At 66.0% G+C, this 14,272-nt stretch carries 15 protein-coding genes; 11 read left to right on the forward strand and 4 right to left on the reverse strand.

Annotation, left to right across the window (positions count from 1 at the left end):
• The first annotated feature begins 154 nt into the window (after positions 1 to 154).
• Positions 155 to 1,906: a tetratricopeptide repeat protein gene (locus M2320_RS02610; protein WP_264595966.1), complete on the forward strand. Its 1,752-nt coding sequence runs from the start codon at positions 155 to 157 to the stop codon at positions 1,904 to 1,906.
• 70 nt (positions 1,907 to 1,976) lie between these two features.
• On the opposite strand, the gene M2320_RS02615 is transcribed toward M2320_RS02610, so the two are convergent.
• From M2320_RS02615 to accB, 4 genes are all read right to left on the reverse strand, one after another.
• Complete coding sequence (locus M2320_RS02615) at positions 1,977 to 2,180, reverse strand: hypothetical protein (protein WP_264595967.1); 204 nt, start codon at positions 2,178 to 2,180, stop codon at positions 1,977 to 1,979.
• Positions 2,181 to 2,366: 186 nt separating this feature from the next.
• Positions 2,367 to 2,795, reverse strand: coding sequence for a hypothetical protein (locus M2320_RS02620; RefSeq protein ID WP_264595968.1), 429 nt, complete (start codon positions 2,793 to 2,795; stop codon positions 2,367 to 2,369).
• Between the two features lie 3 nt (positions 2,796 to 2,798).
• Positions 2,799 to 4,157, reverse strand: a complete 1,359-nt coding sequence (accC, locus tag M2320_RS02625) for an acetyl-CoA carboxylase biotin carboxylase subunit (protein WP_184425592.1) — start codon at positions 4,155 to 4,157, stop codon at positions 2,799 to 2,801.
• Positions 4,158 to 4,655: an acetyl-CoA carboxylase biotin carboxyl carrier protein gene (gene accB / locus M2320_RS02630; protein ID WP_264595969.1), complete on the reverse strand. Its 498-nt coding sequence runs from the start codon at positions 4,653 to 4,655 to the stop codon at positions 4,158 to 4,160. It lies immediately after the preceding gene.
• Positions 4,656 to 4,877: 222 nt separating this feature from the next.
• Between accB and M2320_RS02635 the strand changes: the two genes are divergently transcribed.
• The 10 genes from M2320_RS02635 (at position 4,878) to panC (ending at position 14,238) form a co-directional block, all read left to right on the forward strand.
• Positions 4,878 to 5,123 carry a twin-arginine translocase TatA/TatE family subunit gene (locus tag M2320_RS02635; RefSeq protein ID WP_264595970.1) on the forward strand — a complete coding sequence of 82 codons (246 nt, stop codon included), beginning with the start codon at positions 4,878 to 4,880 and terminating at the stop codon, positions 5,121 to 5,123.
• Positions 5,124 to 5,169: 46 nt separating this feature from the next.
• Positions 5,170 to 5,586: a Sec-independent protein translocase protein TatB gene (tatB, locus tag M2320_RS02640; protein ID WP_264595971.1), complete on the forward strand. Its 417-nt coding sequence runs from the start codon at positions 5,170 to 5,172 to the stop codon at positions 5,584 to 5,586.
• Positions 5,583 to 6,353, forward strand: coding sequence for a twin-arginine translocase subunit TatC (gene tatC / locus M2320_RS02645; RefSeq protein WP_184425600.1), 771 nt, complete (start codon positions 5,583 to 5,585; stop codon positions 6,351 to 6,353). The genes tatB and tatC overlap by 4 nt, the downstream gene beginning before the upstream one ends.
• An 87-nt stretch (positions 6,354 to 6,440) precedes the next feature.
• Positions 6,441 to 7,787, forward strand: coding sequence for a serine--tRNA ligase (serS, locus tag M2320_RS02650; protein ID WP_264595972.1), 1,347 nt, complete (start codon positions 6,441 to 6,443; stop codon positions 7,785 to 7,787).
• An 800-nt stretch (positions 7,788 to 8,587) separates the two neighbouring features.
• Complete coding sequence (gene surE, locus M2320_RS02655; RefSeq protein ID WP_184425604.1) at positions 8,588 to 9,340, forward strand: 5'/3'-nucleotidase SurE; 753 nt, start codon at positions 8,588 to 8,590, stop codon at positions 9,338 to 9,340.
• Positions 9,341 to 10,030: a protein-L-isoaspartate O-methyltransferase family protein gene (locus M2320_RS02660; RefSeq protein WP_264595973.1), complete on the forward strand. Its 690-nt coding sequence runs from the start codon at positions 9,341 to 9,343 to the stop codon at positions 10,028 to 10,030. It begins immediately after the preceding gene.
• Between the two features lie 126 nt (positions 10,031 to 10,156).
• Entirely contained in the window at positions 10,157 to 11,815 is a 1,659-nt protein-coding gene (locus tag M2320_RS02665; RefSeq protein ID WP_264595974.1) for a LysM peptidoglycan-binding domain-containing M23 family metallopeptidase, read from the forward strand.
• Between the two features lie 151 nt (positions 11,816 to 11,966).
• Complete coding sequence (locus M2320_RS02670; RefSeq protein WP_264595975.1) at positions 11,967 to 12,860, forward strand: DUF4339 domain-containing protein; 894 nt, start codon at positions 11,967 to 11,969, stop codon at positions 12,858 to 12,860.
• A gap of 47 nt (positions 12,861 to 12,907) precedes the next feature.
• A complete protein-coding gene (locus M2320_RS02675; RefSeq protein WP_264595976.1) occupies positions 12,908 to 13,390 on the forward strand; it encodes a gamma-glutamylcyclotransferase family protein in 483 nt (160 codons plus the stop codon).
• A complete protein-coding gene (panC, locus tag M2320_RS02680) occupies positions 13,387 to 14,238 on the forward strand; it encodes a pantoate--beta-alanine ligase (RefSeq protein WP_264595977.1) in 852 nt (283 codons plus the stop codon). The genes M2320_RS02675 and panC overlap by 4 nt, the downstream gene beginning before the upstream one ends.
• Positions 14,239 to 14,272 lie beyond the last annotated feature (34 nt).

Raw genomic sequence — 14,272 nt, forward strand, 5'->3', positions numbered from 1 at the left:
CCTAAGGAAGTTCCGTTTTTTCCGCAGGATAAACGCGGCTTTAGCCTTTGCATGACGAGGCGACTTGATCGAGAATAAGGCGCCGTGCTCAATCGGGGGCATTGTTGAACCTTTCGGAGCGGCGCGGTCGCCATCCGGCTGTCGGTTTTTTTTGATGGAGCATTCTGCGGACGATTGGACGCGCGGCGAGGTCGAGACCGAACTCGCCAACATCTTGCGCGACCCGGAATTTGAGCGGAACCCGAGCGTTTCGCGTTTCCTCGCCTTTGTGGTGGCGGAGACGCTGGAGGGCCGGGGGGCGCGGCTGAAGGCGTTCACCATCGCCGTCGCGGTTTTCGGACGCGACGAGACTTTTGACGCGCAGAACAATTCCATCGTGCGCGTGCAGGCCGCGCGGCTGCGGCAATTGCTGGACGCCTATTATGCCGGTCCCGGCGCCGGCGATCCCATCCGCATCGAAATGCCGGTGGGGGCTTACCGGCTCGTGATCAGCAAGAGCGACGCGGCGCCTCAAGACGCGCCTGCGGCGCTTCAAGACGCGCCTGCGGCCCTTCAGGACCCGCCTGAATCGCTGGAAGACGCGCCGGCGGCGTCCCGACAGGCGCTCGCGCCGCTCCCGGATGCGGCCAAGGCGATTGAGCCGCCGCCACCGCCCCGAGTGTCGCGGTTGACCGTCGCCGCCTTGATCGCCGCCGCGCTGTTCGCGGGGCTGGCGTTATGGCTCGCCAACCGCCCGTGCCCTCCGGGCGACTGGACCCGCGGGCGCCCCACCGTCTCGCTGCGGATCGCCTCCGGCCCGGGCGACTCAACCGTCCTCGCGCGCTTGAGTGACGGGCTTTCGCGCGCGCTCGGCGCCTTCGACAACCTGATCGTCACCCGCTCGGCGGCCGAGAGCCGTCGCGACACGCCCGGCGCCTATGAACTCGTCGTCAACGCGCCGGCCTCCGCCCGCGCGCCGCGCCTGTCCATCGACCTGTTGCACAAGGCGAGCGGCGCCGTCGTCTGGAGCGGCGATTACGCGGCGCCAGCGGACGAGGAGGGTATGATCGCGATCGCCGCTTCGGCGGCGCGCGCGGTCGCCGACACGCACGGCGCCCTGAACATGGACATGATGCGGCGCGCCCAGCCCTGGCCGGCGCGGCCGACCGGCCATCTGTGCATTCTCGCGAGCCTGGACGCGATCACCCACCGCGTCCCTGAGGATGTGCGGCGCGCCTTCGACTGTCTCGAGGCCGACATCGCCGCCGAGCCCGACAGCGCCTATGCGCAGGCCTTGCTCTCGGCCCTGCTGGTGCGGCGCTATCTCGACGCCGCGCCCGGCGCTCTCGGGCCCGCCGACCTGGCGCGGGCCACGCGGCTCGCCCGCGAATCCTTCGATCGCGATCCGCAGCGGGCGCGCTCCGCCTATGCGCTGTTCCTGACGCGCTTCTACGACAAGCGGTTCGAGGAGGCGTTCGTCGCCGCGCGCAGGACGCTGGAGCTCAATCCCAATGCCACGCTTTTTGCCGCGCAGATCGGCGCGAGTTATATTTCACGGGGCGACTATGCCAAGGGCGAGACCTTGCTGGCGCCGCTGAGCGCCCTCGACCGCGCCGCGCCGAGTTTTCTCAACGCCTTCACCTGCCTCGCCGCGTTCATGCGCGACGACGAGACGCGGTTCCGCTCGCTCGCCCGGGCGGTCTCAATGGAAAACGGCGCGATCGGCCTGATCCTGCGCGCCATCGCCGCGCATCGCGCCGGCGATCGGGAGGCCGTGCGTCAGGCCGCGCAAAAGCTGAGCGACAAATTTCCCGGCGTCGCCGCGGATGTGCCCGCGGCTTTCGACCGCTACGCCCTGGCGCCGGAGATTGTGACCAAGCTGAGGGGAGAATGGCGCGCGGTGCAAGCCGACCTTGACGCGCGCTGAAAAAACGTTCGGTCGGCGCCCGCGGCGGGAAAAGAGGCCGCCGGGGGGGAGGACCGGCGGCCTCTAGGGGTCACGCGCTCATCCGATTGGGTCGTTCGGCTTTTCTTTCTAGGTCTTCCGCGATCAGGCGCTCGAGATTGGAGCGCACCACGATCAGCCGCGCCCGCGCGGCCTCGCTCTCCATCGGCGTCAGCACGCCGTTCTCTTCGTCCCGCTCGAATTCGGCGATGGCGTAGTACAGCTCAACCAGAGCCCGCTCCAGGTGCTCAAACATGCTTTTCCTCCCCCGAGGATGAAACGGCTCGCACATGCGCCAATCGGAGCACAGCTTTTCGCCAAGAGCGCCAGAGCTAGGACAAACCTGACGTGAAAGACAGGTTAAGGGCGTCAAGCCACGTTAATCGCAGGGGTCACGCGGGTTGCGTGACGGTTGCTAAGCGTTAGTTTGCATCGCGTAGCGTCAAGGGGTGCGGCTGACGTGACCGTCGACGAAGACCAGCTTTTCCTCGGGGTCGACGCGCCAATAGACATAGGCGTCGGGATCGCCCCAGTTTTTCCCCCGCCAGCGCGCGCCGAACACGCCTTCGTCGTTGGCGCAAGGGGAGATCGGCGCGAATCCCTGATCGAAAAGGGTTTTCTTCAGCGCCTCGCCCGGCGAGCCCAGGGCGAAACGCGCGCGCAGGCGCTGGGCGAAGGCGGTTGGCGCCTGCGGTCCGCGTTTTTTGCGGGCGTCCTGTTCGAGGATCGTGCGCGCGGGGCAGGGGGCGCCGGAAAACCCCTCGTCGGCGAGGCCGGCGATCAGCTCGGGCGGGGGCGCGGCGGGCGCGCGAAAAAACCACCACCCGCCCAAACCGAGGAGGACAAGGCCGAGACCGACCGCGAGTCGCATGGATTACTCGACGTGATCCATGCCGCCGGCCGCCAAGAACTTCTCCAGCCAGTGGATGTCGTAGGCGCCGTCCTGGATTTCCGAATTGCGCACCAGGGCGCGGAACAGCGGCAGAGTGGTGTCGACGCCATCGACGATGAATTCGTCGAGCGCCCGGCGCAGGCGCATCAGCGCCTCGTTGCGGGTGCGGCCCTGCACGATCAGCTTGCCGACCATGGAATCGTAGTTCGGCGGAATCACATAGCCCTGGTAGGCCGCGGAATCCACGCGCACGCCGACGCCGCCCGGGGGATGATAATAGAGGATTTTGCCCGGCGAGGGCCGGAAGGTGGCGGGATGTTCGGCGTTCACCCGGCACTCGATGGCGTGGCCGCGCAGATCGATGTCCTCTTGCCGGTAGGCGAGGGGGGCGCCGCTGGCGATCTTGATCTGCTCGACGATCAGGTCGAGGCCCGAGATCATTTCGGTGATCGGATGCTCCACCTGGATGCGGGTGTTCATCTCGATGAAATAGAACTCGCCGTTCTCGTACAAAAATTCGATCGTGCCGGCGCCGGAATATTTCAGCTTGCGCATGGCTTCGGCGCAGATTTCGCCGATTTTTTGCCGCTGGTCCTGGTTGAGCGCCGGCGAGGGCGTCTCCTCCAGCACCTTTTGGTGGCGCCGTTGCAGCGAGCAGTCGCGCTCGCCGACATGGACGGCGTTGCCGAGCCCGTCGCCGAGGATCTGAATCTCGATATGGCGCGGTTTTTCCAGATATTTTTCCAGATAGACGGCGTCGTCGCCGAAGGCCGCCTTGGCCTCGGTGCGCGCGGTGGCGAGGGCTTCCGACAGGTCGAGCGCGGTGCGCGCCACCTTCATGCCGCGTCCGCCGCCGCCGGCGGCGGCCTTGACCAGAACCGGGAAACCGATCTCCTCGGCGACCCGCATGGCCTCGTCATCGTCGGTGATGCCGCCTTCCGAGCCGGGCACGCAGGGGATGCCGAGGGCGCGCGCGGTGCGCTTGGCCTCGATCTTGTCGCCCATGATGCGGATATGCTCGGCCTTGGGACCGATGAAGCCGATGCCGTGATCGGCGCAAATCTCGGCGAATTTGGCGTTTTCCGAGAGAAAGCCATAGCCGGGATGGACGGCGTCGGCGCCGGTGATCTCGCAGGCGGCGAGCAGGCCGGGAATGTTGAGATAGGAATCGCGCGCGGCCGGCGGGCCGATGCAGACGGATTCATCCGCCAGCTTGACGTGCATGGCTTCCGCATCGGCCGTCGAGTGCACGGCGACGGTCGCGATGCCAAGCTCCTTCGCCGCCCGCAGGATGCGGAGCGCGATTTCGCCGCGATTGGCGATCAGGATCTTTTCGAACATTTAGGCGATCACCATCAGCGGCTGGTCATATTCCACGGGGCTGGCGTCATCGACCAGAATGGCGGTCACGGTGCCGGTCTTGTGGGCGACGATGTCGTTGAAGGTCTTCATCGCCTCGACCAGCAAAACCTTCTGGCCGGCGGTGACATGGGCGCCGATCTCGATGAAGGGTTTCGATTCCGGGCTGGGACGCAGGTAGACGGTGCCGACCATCGGCGATTTCAGCACATCGGCGAGATCGTGCTCGGGGGCGGCCGGCGCGCCCGCGGGGGCGGCGGCCGGGGCTACCGCGGACGGCGCCGCGGCGACATAGCTTGTGGCCACCGGGGCCGGCGCCACAAAAGCCTGACGCGCGACGCGAATGCGCAAATCGCCGCGCTCCACCTCGATTTCGCTCAAGTCCGTCTCGCTCAGCAGCAGCGCGATTTCGCGCACCAGGCCGGCGTCAATGTCGGAGGACGCATCACGGGCGGGTTTGGAGCCGGGGGTCTTGGGCATTCTAGTGAGAGCCTCTTGAATTTCTGGAAGGGGCGGGCGCCGGTGATGAGTCGCGCTCACGCTAAAGAACGACGCCGTATAGTACTTTTGTGCAAGCATTGAAAGGGGCGCGTTACGGTGAAGCCCCTGCAAGATTTGGCTTGCATCTTGCCTCGCCGCCTTGTTTTTGCGTGCGAGCGGCACTAGGTTCCCAGACAAAATCCAATTCGGAGGTCAATGCTCATGGGCGGTCTTTCCTTGCCCCATCTCTTGCTCGCGGCGGTCATCATTCTCATCCTGTTCGGCGGCAAGGGCAAGATTTCCGAGCTGATGGGCGACGTCGCCAAGGGAATCAAGAGTTTCAAGAAGGGCCTGAGCGACGAGGATTCGGCGGCGGCCAAGCCCGCCGAAACCGTCGCGCCGGCGAAGCCGATCGACCATCAGCCCGCCGCTCCGGCGCCCACGCACGATCCCAACAGGGTCGGCTGAGGCCTGGACCTGCGCTGTCATGTCGCGGTCTAGGTAAGGGGCCTTCATGTTCGACTTCGATGTGGGCAAACTGCTCCTGATTGGGGTGGTGGCCCTGATCTTCATTCCCCCCAAGGATTTGCCCAGCGCCTTGCGTCAGCTCGGCCGTCTGCTCGGCCAGGCCCGGCGCATGGCCTCGGATTTCCGCGCGCAATTCGACGAGGCGATGCGCGAAGCCGACATGCGCGACCTCAAGGACGAATTCTCCGAGATCAAGCAGAAGGCGTCGATCGAGGGGACGATGAACCGCATCGCCGACATGATCGATCCCGAGAAGGCCGCTCCGCCCAAGGCCGAGATGCCGCCGGTCTTGGCTGAGGCGCCGCCGGCAATGGCTGAAGCGCCGCCAGTTGCGCCCACGGCTGTTGATCCGAAAATCATTGCGGCCGAGCTTCCGCCCGCGCCCACGGAAGTCAAATCATGACGCAGGCCGACATCGACGCCACCAAGGCGCCGCTTATCGAGCATCTCATCGAGTTGCGCGCGCGGCTGATCAAGGCTCTGCTCGCCTTTGTCGCCGCCTTCGTCATCTGCTTCTGGTTCTCGCACGAAATCTACAACGTGCTGCTCGGCCCCTATGTCATGGTGGTCGGGCCGGAAAAGGCCAAGCTGATCGCGACGCATTTTCTCGAGCAATTCTTCACGCAACTGAAACTGTCCATGTTCGGCGCCGGCTTCATCGCCTTTCCGATCATGGCCTTGCAGCTCTACAAATTCGTCGCGCCCGGGCTTTATTCGCACGAGCGCCAGGCCTTCGCGCCCTATCTGGTGGCGACGCCGGTGTTCTTCTTCCTGGGCGCGCTGCTGGTCTATTTCGCCGTCATGCCGTTCCTCATCAAATTCTCGGTGAGCTTTCAGCAATTGGGCGTGGCGGGCGAGCCGACCATCGAGCTTTTGCCCAAGGTCAGCGAATATCTGTCGCTGATCATGACGCTGATCTTCGCCTTCGGCATCGCCTTCCAACTGCCGGTGATTTTGACCCTGCTGGGTCACGCGGGGATCATCGACAGGGCGTTTCTCACGGAGAAGCGGCGTTACGCCATTGTGGCGATCACCGTGATCGCGGCCATTCTAACGCCGCCTGATCTGATCTCCATGATCGCGCTTGTCCTGCCCATGGTGCTGCTTTACGAAGGCGCGGTCATCGCGGTCGGCCTGATCGAAAAGAAACGCGCCGCGATTTCCGAGTAACTTTTCTCAGATGAGCCCTCACCCTGAGGAGGCGCGTCAGCGCCGTCTCGAAGGGCGAGGGCGGTCCACGAATTCTTCGAGCCCGCCATGCACGACATCAAGACGATCCGCGACGACCTCGCCGCCTTCCGCGCCGATATTTTGAGGCGCAAGCCGGACGAGGCCGCCGCCGACGCCCTGATTTCGAAACTGGTGGCGCTCGACGACGCCCGCAAGAACGCGATTCAAAAAGCGCAAGCTGCGCAGGAGCGCCGCAACGCCGCGTCAAAAGAAATCGGCGCGGCGATGAAGGCCAAGGACGCTGGGCTCGCCGAAAAGCTCAAGGCCGAGGTCGCCGAACTCAAGGAAACCATGGGCGCGCTCGAAGCGCAGGAGCGCGAGGCGATCGCGGCGCTGGAGACGGAGCTGGCCGCGATCCCCAATCGCCCGCTTCCCGAAGTCCCGTTCGGCGCCGACGAGAGTGACAATCCCGAGGTTCGCCGCGTCGGCGAGCCCAAAAAATTCGGCTTCAAGCCGAAGGAGCATTTTGAGATCGGCGAGGCGCTCGGCCTCATGGATTTCGAAGCCGCCTCCAAGATTTCGGGCGCCCGGTTCACCGTGCTCAGGGGCAAGCTCGCCCGGCTGGAGCGCGCGCTGGAAGCGTTCATGCTCGACCTGCACACCGATCACCACGGCTACACCGAAGTGGCGCCGCCGCTGTTGGTGCGGGACCAAGCGATGTTCGGCACGGCGCAATTGCCGAAATTCCGCGACGACCAGTTCGCGGCGCTGAGCCTTGTCGAAGCCGAACAGCATTTTGCCGGGGGCGCGACAGGCGAACTGGACCATTTCTGGCTGATCCCCACGGCGGAAGTGCCGCTGACCAATCTGGCCCGCGAACAGATTCTGGACGAAAAAAACCTGCCGCTGCGCATGACGGCGGGCACGCCCTGTTTCCGCGCAGAGGCCGGCGCGGCGGGCCGCGACACCCGCGGCATGATCCGCCAGCACCAGTTTGCCAAGGTGGAAATGGTGTCGATCACCACGCCGGAACAGGCCATCGACGAGCACGAGCGCATGACCGCCTGCGCCGAAGAGGTTTTGAAGCGCCTGGGGCTGCCCTATCGCGTGGTGCTGCTGTGCACCGGCGACATGGGGTTCGCCTCGCAAAAAACCTATGACATCGAGGTCTGGCTGCCGGGCCAGGACCGCTATCGCGAAATCTCCTCCTGTTCGGTGTGCGGCGATTTCCAGGCCCGCCGCATGGGGGCGCGCTATCGGCCTGCAGACGCCAAAAACCCGCGTTTCGTCCACACGCTCAACGGCTCGGGCGTGGCGGTCGGCCGGGCGCTGGTGGCGGTGCTGGAGAATTACCAGAACGAGGACGGCTCGGTCACGGTCCCGGAGGTTTTGCGGCCCTATATGGGCGGTCTGGACAAGATCGAGAAGGCGTAAGCCTCGCGCTTCCCCCGTCGTCATGACCGGGCTTGTCCCGGTCATCCACGCCGACCCGCTGGCTGGTTGTTGCGGAAATTTCTATTTCCGGTTGTAGTTTTGCGTTGAAAACCTACGATTTCTTGTGAAAATTCTTCGAATTTTTTGCGCAAAATTCTTGCAAAAAACCGTCGATTTTCACAGCTGCAACCCTTTGGTTGCGTACGAAATGTTGGGTGGCGTTGACGACGGCGAGGCGCCTGTGTCTTGGGTAAGTGGTTGTCTCGGAAGGGCTTACTGCCGTGAAACATTGGAAAATGTTTCACGTGGAACATAACAAGAACAATATAGTGTAGGTCGCGCGTTTTCACTTTCCAGGGGCCGGCCCGGTCGCGTTTTCCGCTCGATTGAATGGCCCTGCGGCTCCCTCCCGCTGATGTGACGGCGCCTCCCTTCTCCCGCAGGGGCACGGCTCTCCGGGGAAACAATCTTGGTTGTGTTTCCCAGCGCAATTTCAACCCAAGAGCGTCATGCCCGGGCTTGTCCCGGGCATCCACGCCGGCCCGCGGGGGAAAACCTCCGGCAGTTCGCATTGCGGCGCCGCGTGGATGGCCGGGACGACGCCCGGCCATGACGACATGAATTTGCATCGTCATGCGGACATTCGCGTATCTGTAGAACCGACAATTTCCCCGGACAGCCGTGCCCTTGCGGGAGAAGGGTGCGGCGGCCGGCTGGGCGGCCAAAAGGGCTGCCCTCTCCGCCCATTCCCGCTATAACCGCCCGAAATCCTTCACCCGAATCGCGGGGCGGCAAAAATCATGCGCATTCTCATCACCAATGACGACGGCATCCATGCCCCCGGCCTGGCCGTGCTGGAGCGGATCGCCAAAAGCCTGGCCGACGAGGTCGTCGTCGTCGCCCCGGAAAGCGACCAGTCCGGCGTCGCGCATTCGCTGTCCCTCTCCGACCCGCTGCGGCTGCGCAAAGTCTCGGACAATCATTTCGCCGTCAAAGGCACGCCGACCGACTGCATCATCATGGGCGTGCGAAAAATCATGCTGGACAACCCGCCCGACCTCATCCTGTCCGGCGTCAATCGCGGCCAGAATGTCGCCGAGGACGTCACCTATTCCGGCACCATCGCCGGCGCCATGGAGGGCACGCTGCTGGGCTTTCCCTCCATCGCCCTGTCGCAATGCTATGCCGGCGAAAATTCGTTCTGGGACTGCGCGGAGGCCCATGCCGCCGGGCTGATCGAGAAAATCGTCGCGCGCGGCTTTCCCCCGGGCGTGCTCGTCAACCTCAATTTCCCCGCCTGTCCGCCTGACGAGGTGCAGGGCGTGAGCCTCACCCGCCAGGGCCGGCGCGAACAGGAGCTGATGAAGATCGAGGGCCGCCGCGACGGGCGCGGCAATCCCTATTACTGGATCGCCTTCGAGCGTCCGAGTTTCGTTGCGGGGGAGGGGACCGATCTCGAAGCCGTGGCGCAGAATCGCATCTCCGTCACCCCGCTGCAACTCGACCTGACCGACGAGCCGGGGCTGGCCCATTTCGCCAGCGTCTTCGGCTGAATGGCGTATCAGCCGCCCTTCCCGTCGGCGGCCGCCCAGGCGCGGGTGGAATTGCAAAAACTCGCGGCGGCGCGCCTGCTGCTGAGCCTGCGCTCCAAGGGTTTTAACGATCTCAACCTGCTGCGCGCCATGGAGAATGCGCCGCGGGAAAATTTCGTCGGCGCGGCGCAGGTTTCTCTCGCGCTGCGCGACATCGCCTTGCCCTTGCCCTGCGGCCAGACCATCGAAAGCCCGTCCGAGCTGGCGCTGGCGCTTGCGGCGTTGGGCGTCGCCCCGCATATGCGGGTGCTCGAGGTCGGGACGGGGTCGGGCTGGTCGGCGGCGGTGCTGTCGGGGCTGGCGAACCGGGTGGTCACGCTCGAATGTTTCGATTCGCTCGCCCGCGCCGCCCGCGAAAAACTGGAGCGGCTGAAGATCGCCAATGTGGCGGCGCTCTGGGCCGACGGCGCCGACATTTCCCCCGAACTCGGCCTGTTCGACCGCATCATCATCCATGCCGCCGTCGAGACGCCGCCGCCGCATCTGCTCGGCGCATTGGGGGAGGGCGGGGCGCTGATCGCCGCGCGCGCCTCCGGCGAGCGGACGGAGCGGGTGCTTTATCGCCGCATCGCCGGCGACAGGATCGAAGCGACCTCGCTTGGACCTTGCCGGGCGCAGGCCCTGCTGAGCGGGCTGTTCGCCAAGCTTTAACGGCTCGTTAAGCCTGTCCGCTCGCCTGCCGTAGCGAAATTGGGTGAACGACGATTCATCTTAAACGCTCCTTTAACCCAAATAGCTCTAAATCAACACGTTGATGTTCGGTTTGTGAGTTGAGTCATGGTGCAAGCGCTGAAGCGGAAAGAAATCGGCCTGTTGTTGGCCGGCGTTGCGGCCCTGGCCTTGTCGGGCTGCGCCGACTCCTCCCGGATTGACGATCCCTTCTCCAATCCGTTCAAGGCCTCCGCCTCCGGCTATGACCGAACGCCCACCGGCTCGACCCTGCCGCCGGTGAGCAAATATGCCGATTCCGGCGACAACAAAGGCTTTTTCTCCGAAGCGTTCCGCACCTTCGACGAGCCCGCGCCGAGCCGCGAGCCCACCGCCGATCTGCGCCGCTCCGCCGCGCCGCGTCCGGTCGCGCCGCTGCCGGTGAGCCGCGCCGCTCCCGTGGCGCCCATCGCCAGCCAGCCGCTGCCGCCGCCCCAAATCGCGGCGCCCGCGCCGATCCAGTCCGCGCCGATCCAGCCCGCCCCGGTCCGGGCCGTCGCCGCGCCGGCCCCCGCGCCGCGCACGGTCGCGGGTCGCGTCGGCGGCTGGTCGGTCGAAGGCGGCGCGCCCGTCGTCGTCGCTCAGGGCGAGACCGCCGGCGCGATCGCCAACCGCTATGGCGTGCCCACCGAGACCCTTCTGCAGCTGAACGGCTATCGCTCGGCGGCCCAGGTCCAGCCGGGGACGCGCCTGACCATCCCGGTCTACAACGCCTCCGCCCGCGCCGAGGCGGCGCGTTCGGCCGCGCCTCAGGCGGCGCCGGCTCTGGTCGCCAAGGCGCAGCCGATCCGGCCGCGCGAGGACGCCGAAGAGGCCGCGCCGGCGCCCGCGCCGCGGAAACCCGAACCGCGCCTGGTGATGAAGCCCGGCCCGAAATCGCTGGTCGCCGAGGAGAACGAGCAGGCCGCCCTGCCGGTCTCCGCCGTCAAGCCGAAGGTCGATCCCATCGCCGAGCGCAAGGCCAAGCTCGCCGAGGCCCGCGCCGACGCGATCAAGGAGGCCGCGCGCGCCATCGAGAAGAAGAAGGCCCAGGAGATTCAGGCCGCCGCCGACGCGAACAAGCTGGCTTCCGCGGAAGCCAAGAAGACCGCCGCCGCTGACGCGAAAAAAATGGCCGAGGCCAAGCAGGCGGCCCTCGCCGAAGCCAAGGCCGCCGCCGAGGCCAAGGCCGCCGCCGCCGAGGCGAAGAAGGCGGAACAGCTCGCCAAGGCGCAGGCCAAGGCCCAGCAGCAGGCGCAGGTCGCGCCGGCGGTGGAAAAGCCCAGGGTCGCGGAAGCCGCGCCCGAAACGGTTCAGCCGAAGTCGGTCGACCGCTCCACCACCGTCAGCTCCACGCCCGAGGGGGGCGGCGACAGCGCCAATCCGGAATTCCGCTGGCCGGCGCGCGGCCGCGTGATCGGCGGCTATGGCGGCGGCGGCAATGACGGCATTAATATCGCGGTGCCCGAGGGCACGGCGGTGAAGGCGGCAGAGGCCGGCGAGGTCACCTATGCCGGCAGCGAGCTGAAGGGCTATGGCAATCTGGTCCTGATCCACCATCCCAACGGCTTCGACAGCGTCTACGCCAACAACAGCACGCTGAACGTCAAGCGCGGCGACAAGGTCAAGCGCGGCCAGGTGATTGCGGTCTCCGGCCAGAGCGGCAACGTCTCCTCCCCGCAGCTGCACTTCGAGCTGCGCAAGGGCCACAAGCCCGTCGATCCCACCAACTTTTTGGCGGGCCTGTAAAAAAGAATTCCCTCACCGCGAGACACGGCTAGCGGGAAGAAAGAGGCGGCGGGTCCCAGGAAAGGCCCGCCGTTTCCTGTTTCCAGCCCTCGCGCGCTGGCGTTTTCCGCAGGCGTGGCGCAGACTGCCGCGGTCATGCTGGAGTTTCTCCATGTCCTGGAATTATTATTTCAAGGATCGCGCCGGCCATCAAAACGGCCCCGTCTCCTTCGAGGAATTGCTTGTCATCGCCCGCTCCGGCCGCATCGCGCCGGATTGTCTGGTCTGGCCCGAGGGCGGCGCGCCCCGGGCGGCCCGCGACGTGCCCGAACTCGCCGCCGCCATGTCGGCGCCGCCCCCCGGCGCCTCGGCGGCCCTGCGCGCGGATTTTCCGGTCTGGGGCCTGTTCTGGCGCAGCCTTGTCGCCGGGATCGGCTTTCTCTTCATCCTTCCCGCGCCCTGGCTGGCGCTCTGGCTCTATCGCTGGCTGATGGAGCGCGTCAGCCTGCCCAACGGCGCCCGCCTCGGGCTGGAGAGCGGCCTCGGCCGTCCCGCTTTCCTGTTCATCGGTCTCGCTTTGTCGGTGATCATCCCCTCGCTTCTCGGCGCCGGAGACGCCCATGCGGCGCAGCGCGGCGATGTCCAGGCGGCGCAACTGATCGGCTCGCTGGTCCAGGTGGTCTTTTCCTTCCTGATCCTGCGCTGGCTCGTCGACTCCGCCCGCAGCGAGGACGGCGCCTTGCGCGTCGCCTTTCAGGGGGGATTCTGGGCCTTCTTCGGCTGGAGCCTGCTGCTCGGCCTTTCCGTCCTGACGATCATCGGCTGGGCCTGGGTGATCCGCTATCAGGCGCGCTGGATCTGCCGCAATGTCGCGGGCAGCCACCGCTTCGAATTCGTCGGCGAGGGCCTGGAGCTGCTGTGGCGCACGCTGGTGCTGGTGCTCGGCTCCTTCCTGCTCATTCCGATCCCCTGGCTGTTCGCCTGGTATTACAACTGGCTCGTCACCCAGGTGCTGGCGGCGCCCGCCCCGGAGGCTTCCGCTCTGGGCCAGAGCCTCGCGGCTTGACGCGGCGGCGTGGCGGGCGCAAGGAGTTTCAAACTTTTGCGACCGACATGCCTCTGACCTTCGCCTATGGCTCCAATATGAGCGTCGCCGATATGGCGGCGCGTTGCCCGAACGCCAAACTGCTCGGCGTGGCGCGGCTGCCCAAATTCCGCTTCGCCCTGCTGCCCGACGGTTTCGCCACCCTGGCGCGCGATCCCAGCGCGCTGACCTATGGCGTGCTGTGGGAGCTCGGCTTTGGCGCGCTCGCCGCGCTCGACCGCTATGAGGGCGTCGCCCAGGGCGCCTATGAAAAGCTGGTTCTGCCGGTGATCCGCGACAAGGGCGGCGCGGTCCGCGCGCTGGTCTATCTCGGCCGTCCCGAGGCGAGCCTTGGCCGCGCGCCGTCAGACTATATGGAAAAGATCGTCGCCAGCGCCGTCGCGCATGGTTTTCCGCGCGAACATGTCGAATTTTTGCGCGCCTGCGGCGGACTGGCGGCGGAAGCGGCGCCGCCCAAATTCCGCGCCATCAAGAACGAGTCGATGCTATGAGCCAGCCCGAGATTTTCCGCACCATCGCCGAGATGCGCGCCGCCGTGGCGCGCTGGCGCGGGCAGGGGGAAAAAATTGCGCTGATCCCCACAATGGGCGCCCTGCACGCCGGACACCTCTCGTTGGCCGAGTTCGCGCGCGCAAAGGGTTTTGGGCGGACGGTCTACAGCATCTTCGTCAATCCCACGCAATTCGCCGCCAACGAGGATTTCGGCGCCTATCCCCGCACTTTTGCGGCGGACGTGGACAAGCTCGCCTCGATCGGCGCTGACGGCTGTTTCGCGCCGCCGCCCGAGGAAATCTATCCTGCCGGCTTTTCGACAAAGGTCATTCCGGGCGGTCCGGCGCTGGCGGGGCTGGAGGACAAGTTCCGGCCCGACCATTTCGCCGGCGTCGCCCAGGTCGTCGCCAAACTGCTCAACCAGGCGCAGGCCGATGGCGCCTGTTTCGGCGAAAAGGATTTTCAGCAGCTCGCAGTCATCCGGCAGATGGCGCGCGACCTCGACATTCCCACGCAAATCTTCGGCGTTCCCATCAAGCGCGAAGCCGACGGCCTCGCCATGTCCTCGCGCAACGTCTATCTGAGCGCGGAGGAACGCGGCCAAGCGGTCCTGCTGTCGCAGGTCCTGAGCGAGACCGCCGAGGCCATACGCGCCGGCAAAGACGTTTCGGCGCTGTGCGCCGCCGCCGCGCAAAAAATCGAGGCCGGCGGTTTCGCGCTCGATTATTTTGAAGCCCGCCATGCCGAAAGCTTGGCGCCCGTTGCGGCGCTTGCCGACGGACCGGTGCGGCTGCTGGTGGCGGCGCGGCTGGGACGCACGCGCCTGATCGACAATATGGCGGTCTGACGCGCGGCGCGCTTCCCTTCCGCTTGGCTTGCGC

Origin of the sequence: Rhodoblastus acidophilus, from assembly GCF_025961575.1 — a bacterium.
GTDB lineage: Bacteria > Pseudomonadota > Alphaproteobacteria > Rhizobiales > Beijerinckiaceae > Rhodoblastus > Rhodoblastus acidophilus_C.

Excerpts from the sequence above, each read along its gene's own strand:
- M2320_RS02610 (WP_264595966.1), top strand. The coding sequence starts at position 155 with ATGGAGCATTCTGCGGACGATTGGACGCGCGGCGAGGTCGAGACCGAA.
- M2320_RS02615 (WP_264595967.1), bottom strand. The coding sequence starts at position 2,180 with ATGTTTGAGCACCTGGAGCGGGCTCTGGTTGAGCTGTACTACGCCATC.
- M2320_RS02620 (WP_264595968.1), bottom strand. The coding sequence starts at position 2,795 with ATGCGACTCGCGGTCGGTCTCGGCCTTGTCCTCCTCGGTTTGGGCGGG.
- accC (WP_184425592.1), bottom strand. The coding sequence starts at position 4,157 with ATGTTCGAAAAGATCCTGATCGCCAATCGCGGCGAAATCGCGCTCCGC.
- accB (WP_264595969.1), bottom strand. The coding sequence starts at position 4,655 with ATGCCCAAGACCCCCGGCTCCAAACCCGCCCGTGATGCGTCCTCCGAC.
- M2320_RS02635 (WP_264595970.1), top strand. The coding sequence starts at position 4,878 with ATGGGCGGTCTTTCCTTGCCCCATCTCTTGCTCGCGGCGGTCATCATT.
- tatB (WP_264595971.1), top strand. The coding sequence starts at position 5,170 with ATGTTCGACTTCGATGTGGGCAAACTGCTCCTGATTGGGGTGGTGGCC.
- tatC (WP_184425600.1), top strand. The coding sequence starts at position 5,583 with ATGACGCAGGCCGACATCGACGCCACCAAGGCGCCGCTTATCGAGCAT.
- serS (WP_264595972.1), top strand. The coding sequence starts at position 6,441 with ATGCACGACATCAAGACGATCCGCGACGACCTCGCCGCCTTCCGCGCC.
- surE (WP_184425604.1), top strand. The coding sequence starts at position 8,588 with ATGCGCATTCTCATCACCAATGACGACGGCATCCATGCCCCCGGCCTG.
- M2320_RS02660 (WP_264595973.1), top strand. The coding sequence starts at position 9,341 with ATGGCGTATCAGCCGCCCTTCCCGTCGGCGGCCGCCCAGGCGCGGGTG.
- M2320_RS02665 (WP_264595974.1), top strand. The coding sequence starts at position 10,157 with ATGGTGCAAGCGCTGAAGCGGAAAGAAATCGGCCTGTTGTTGGCCGGC.
- M2320_RS02670 (WP_264595975.1), top strand. The coding sequence starts at position 11,967 with ATGTCCTGGAATTATTATTTCAAGGATCGCGCCGGCCATCAAAACGGC.
- M2320_RS02675 (WP_264595976.1), top strand. The coding sequence starts at position 12,908 with ATGCCTCTGACCTTCGCCTATGGCTCCAATATGAGCGTCGCCGATATG.
- panC (WP_264595977.1), top strand. The coding sequence starts at position 13,387 with ATGAGCCAGCCCGAGATTTTCCGCACCATCGCCGAGATGCGCGCCGCC.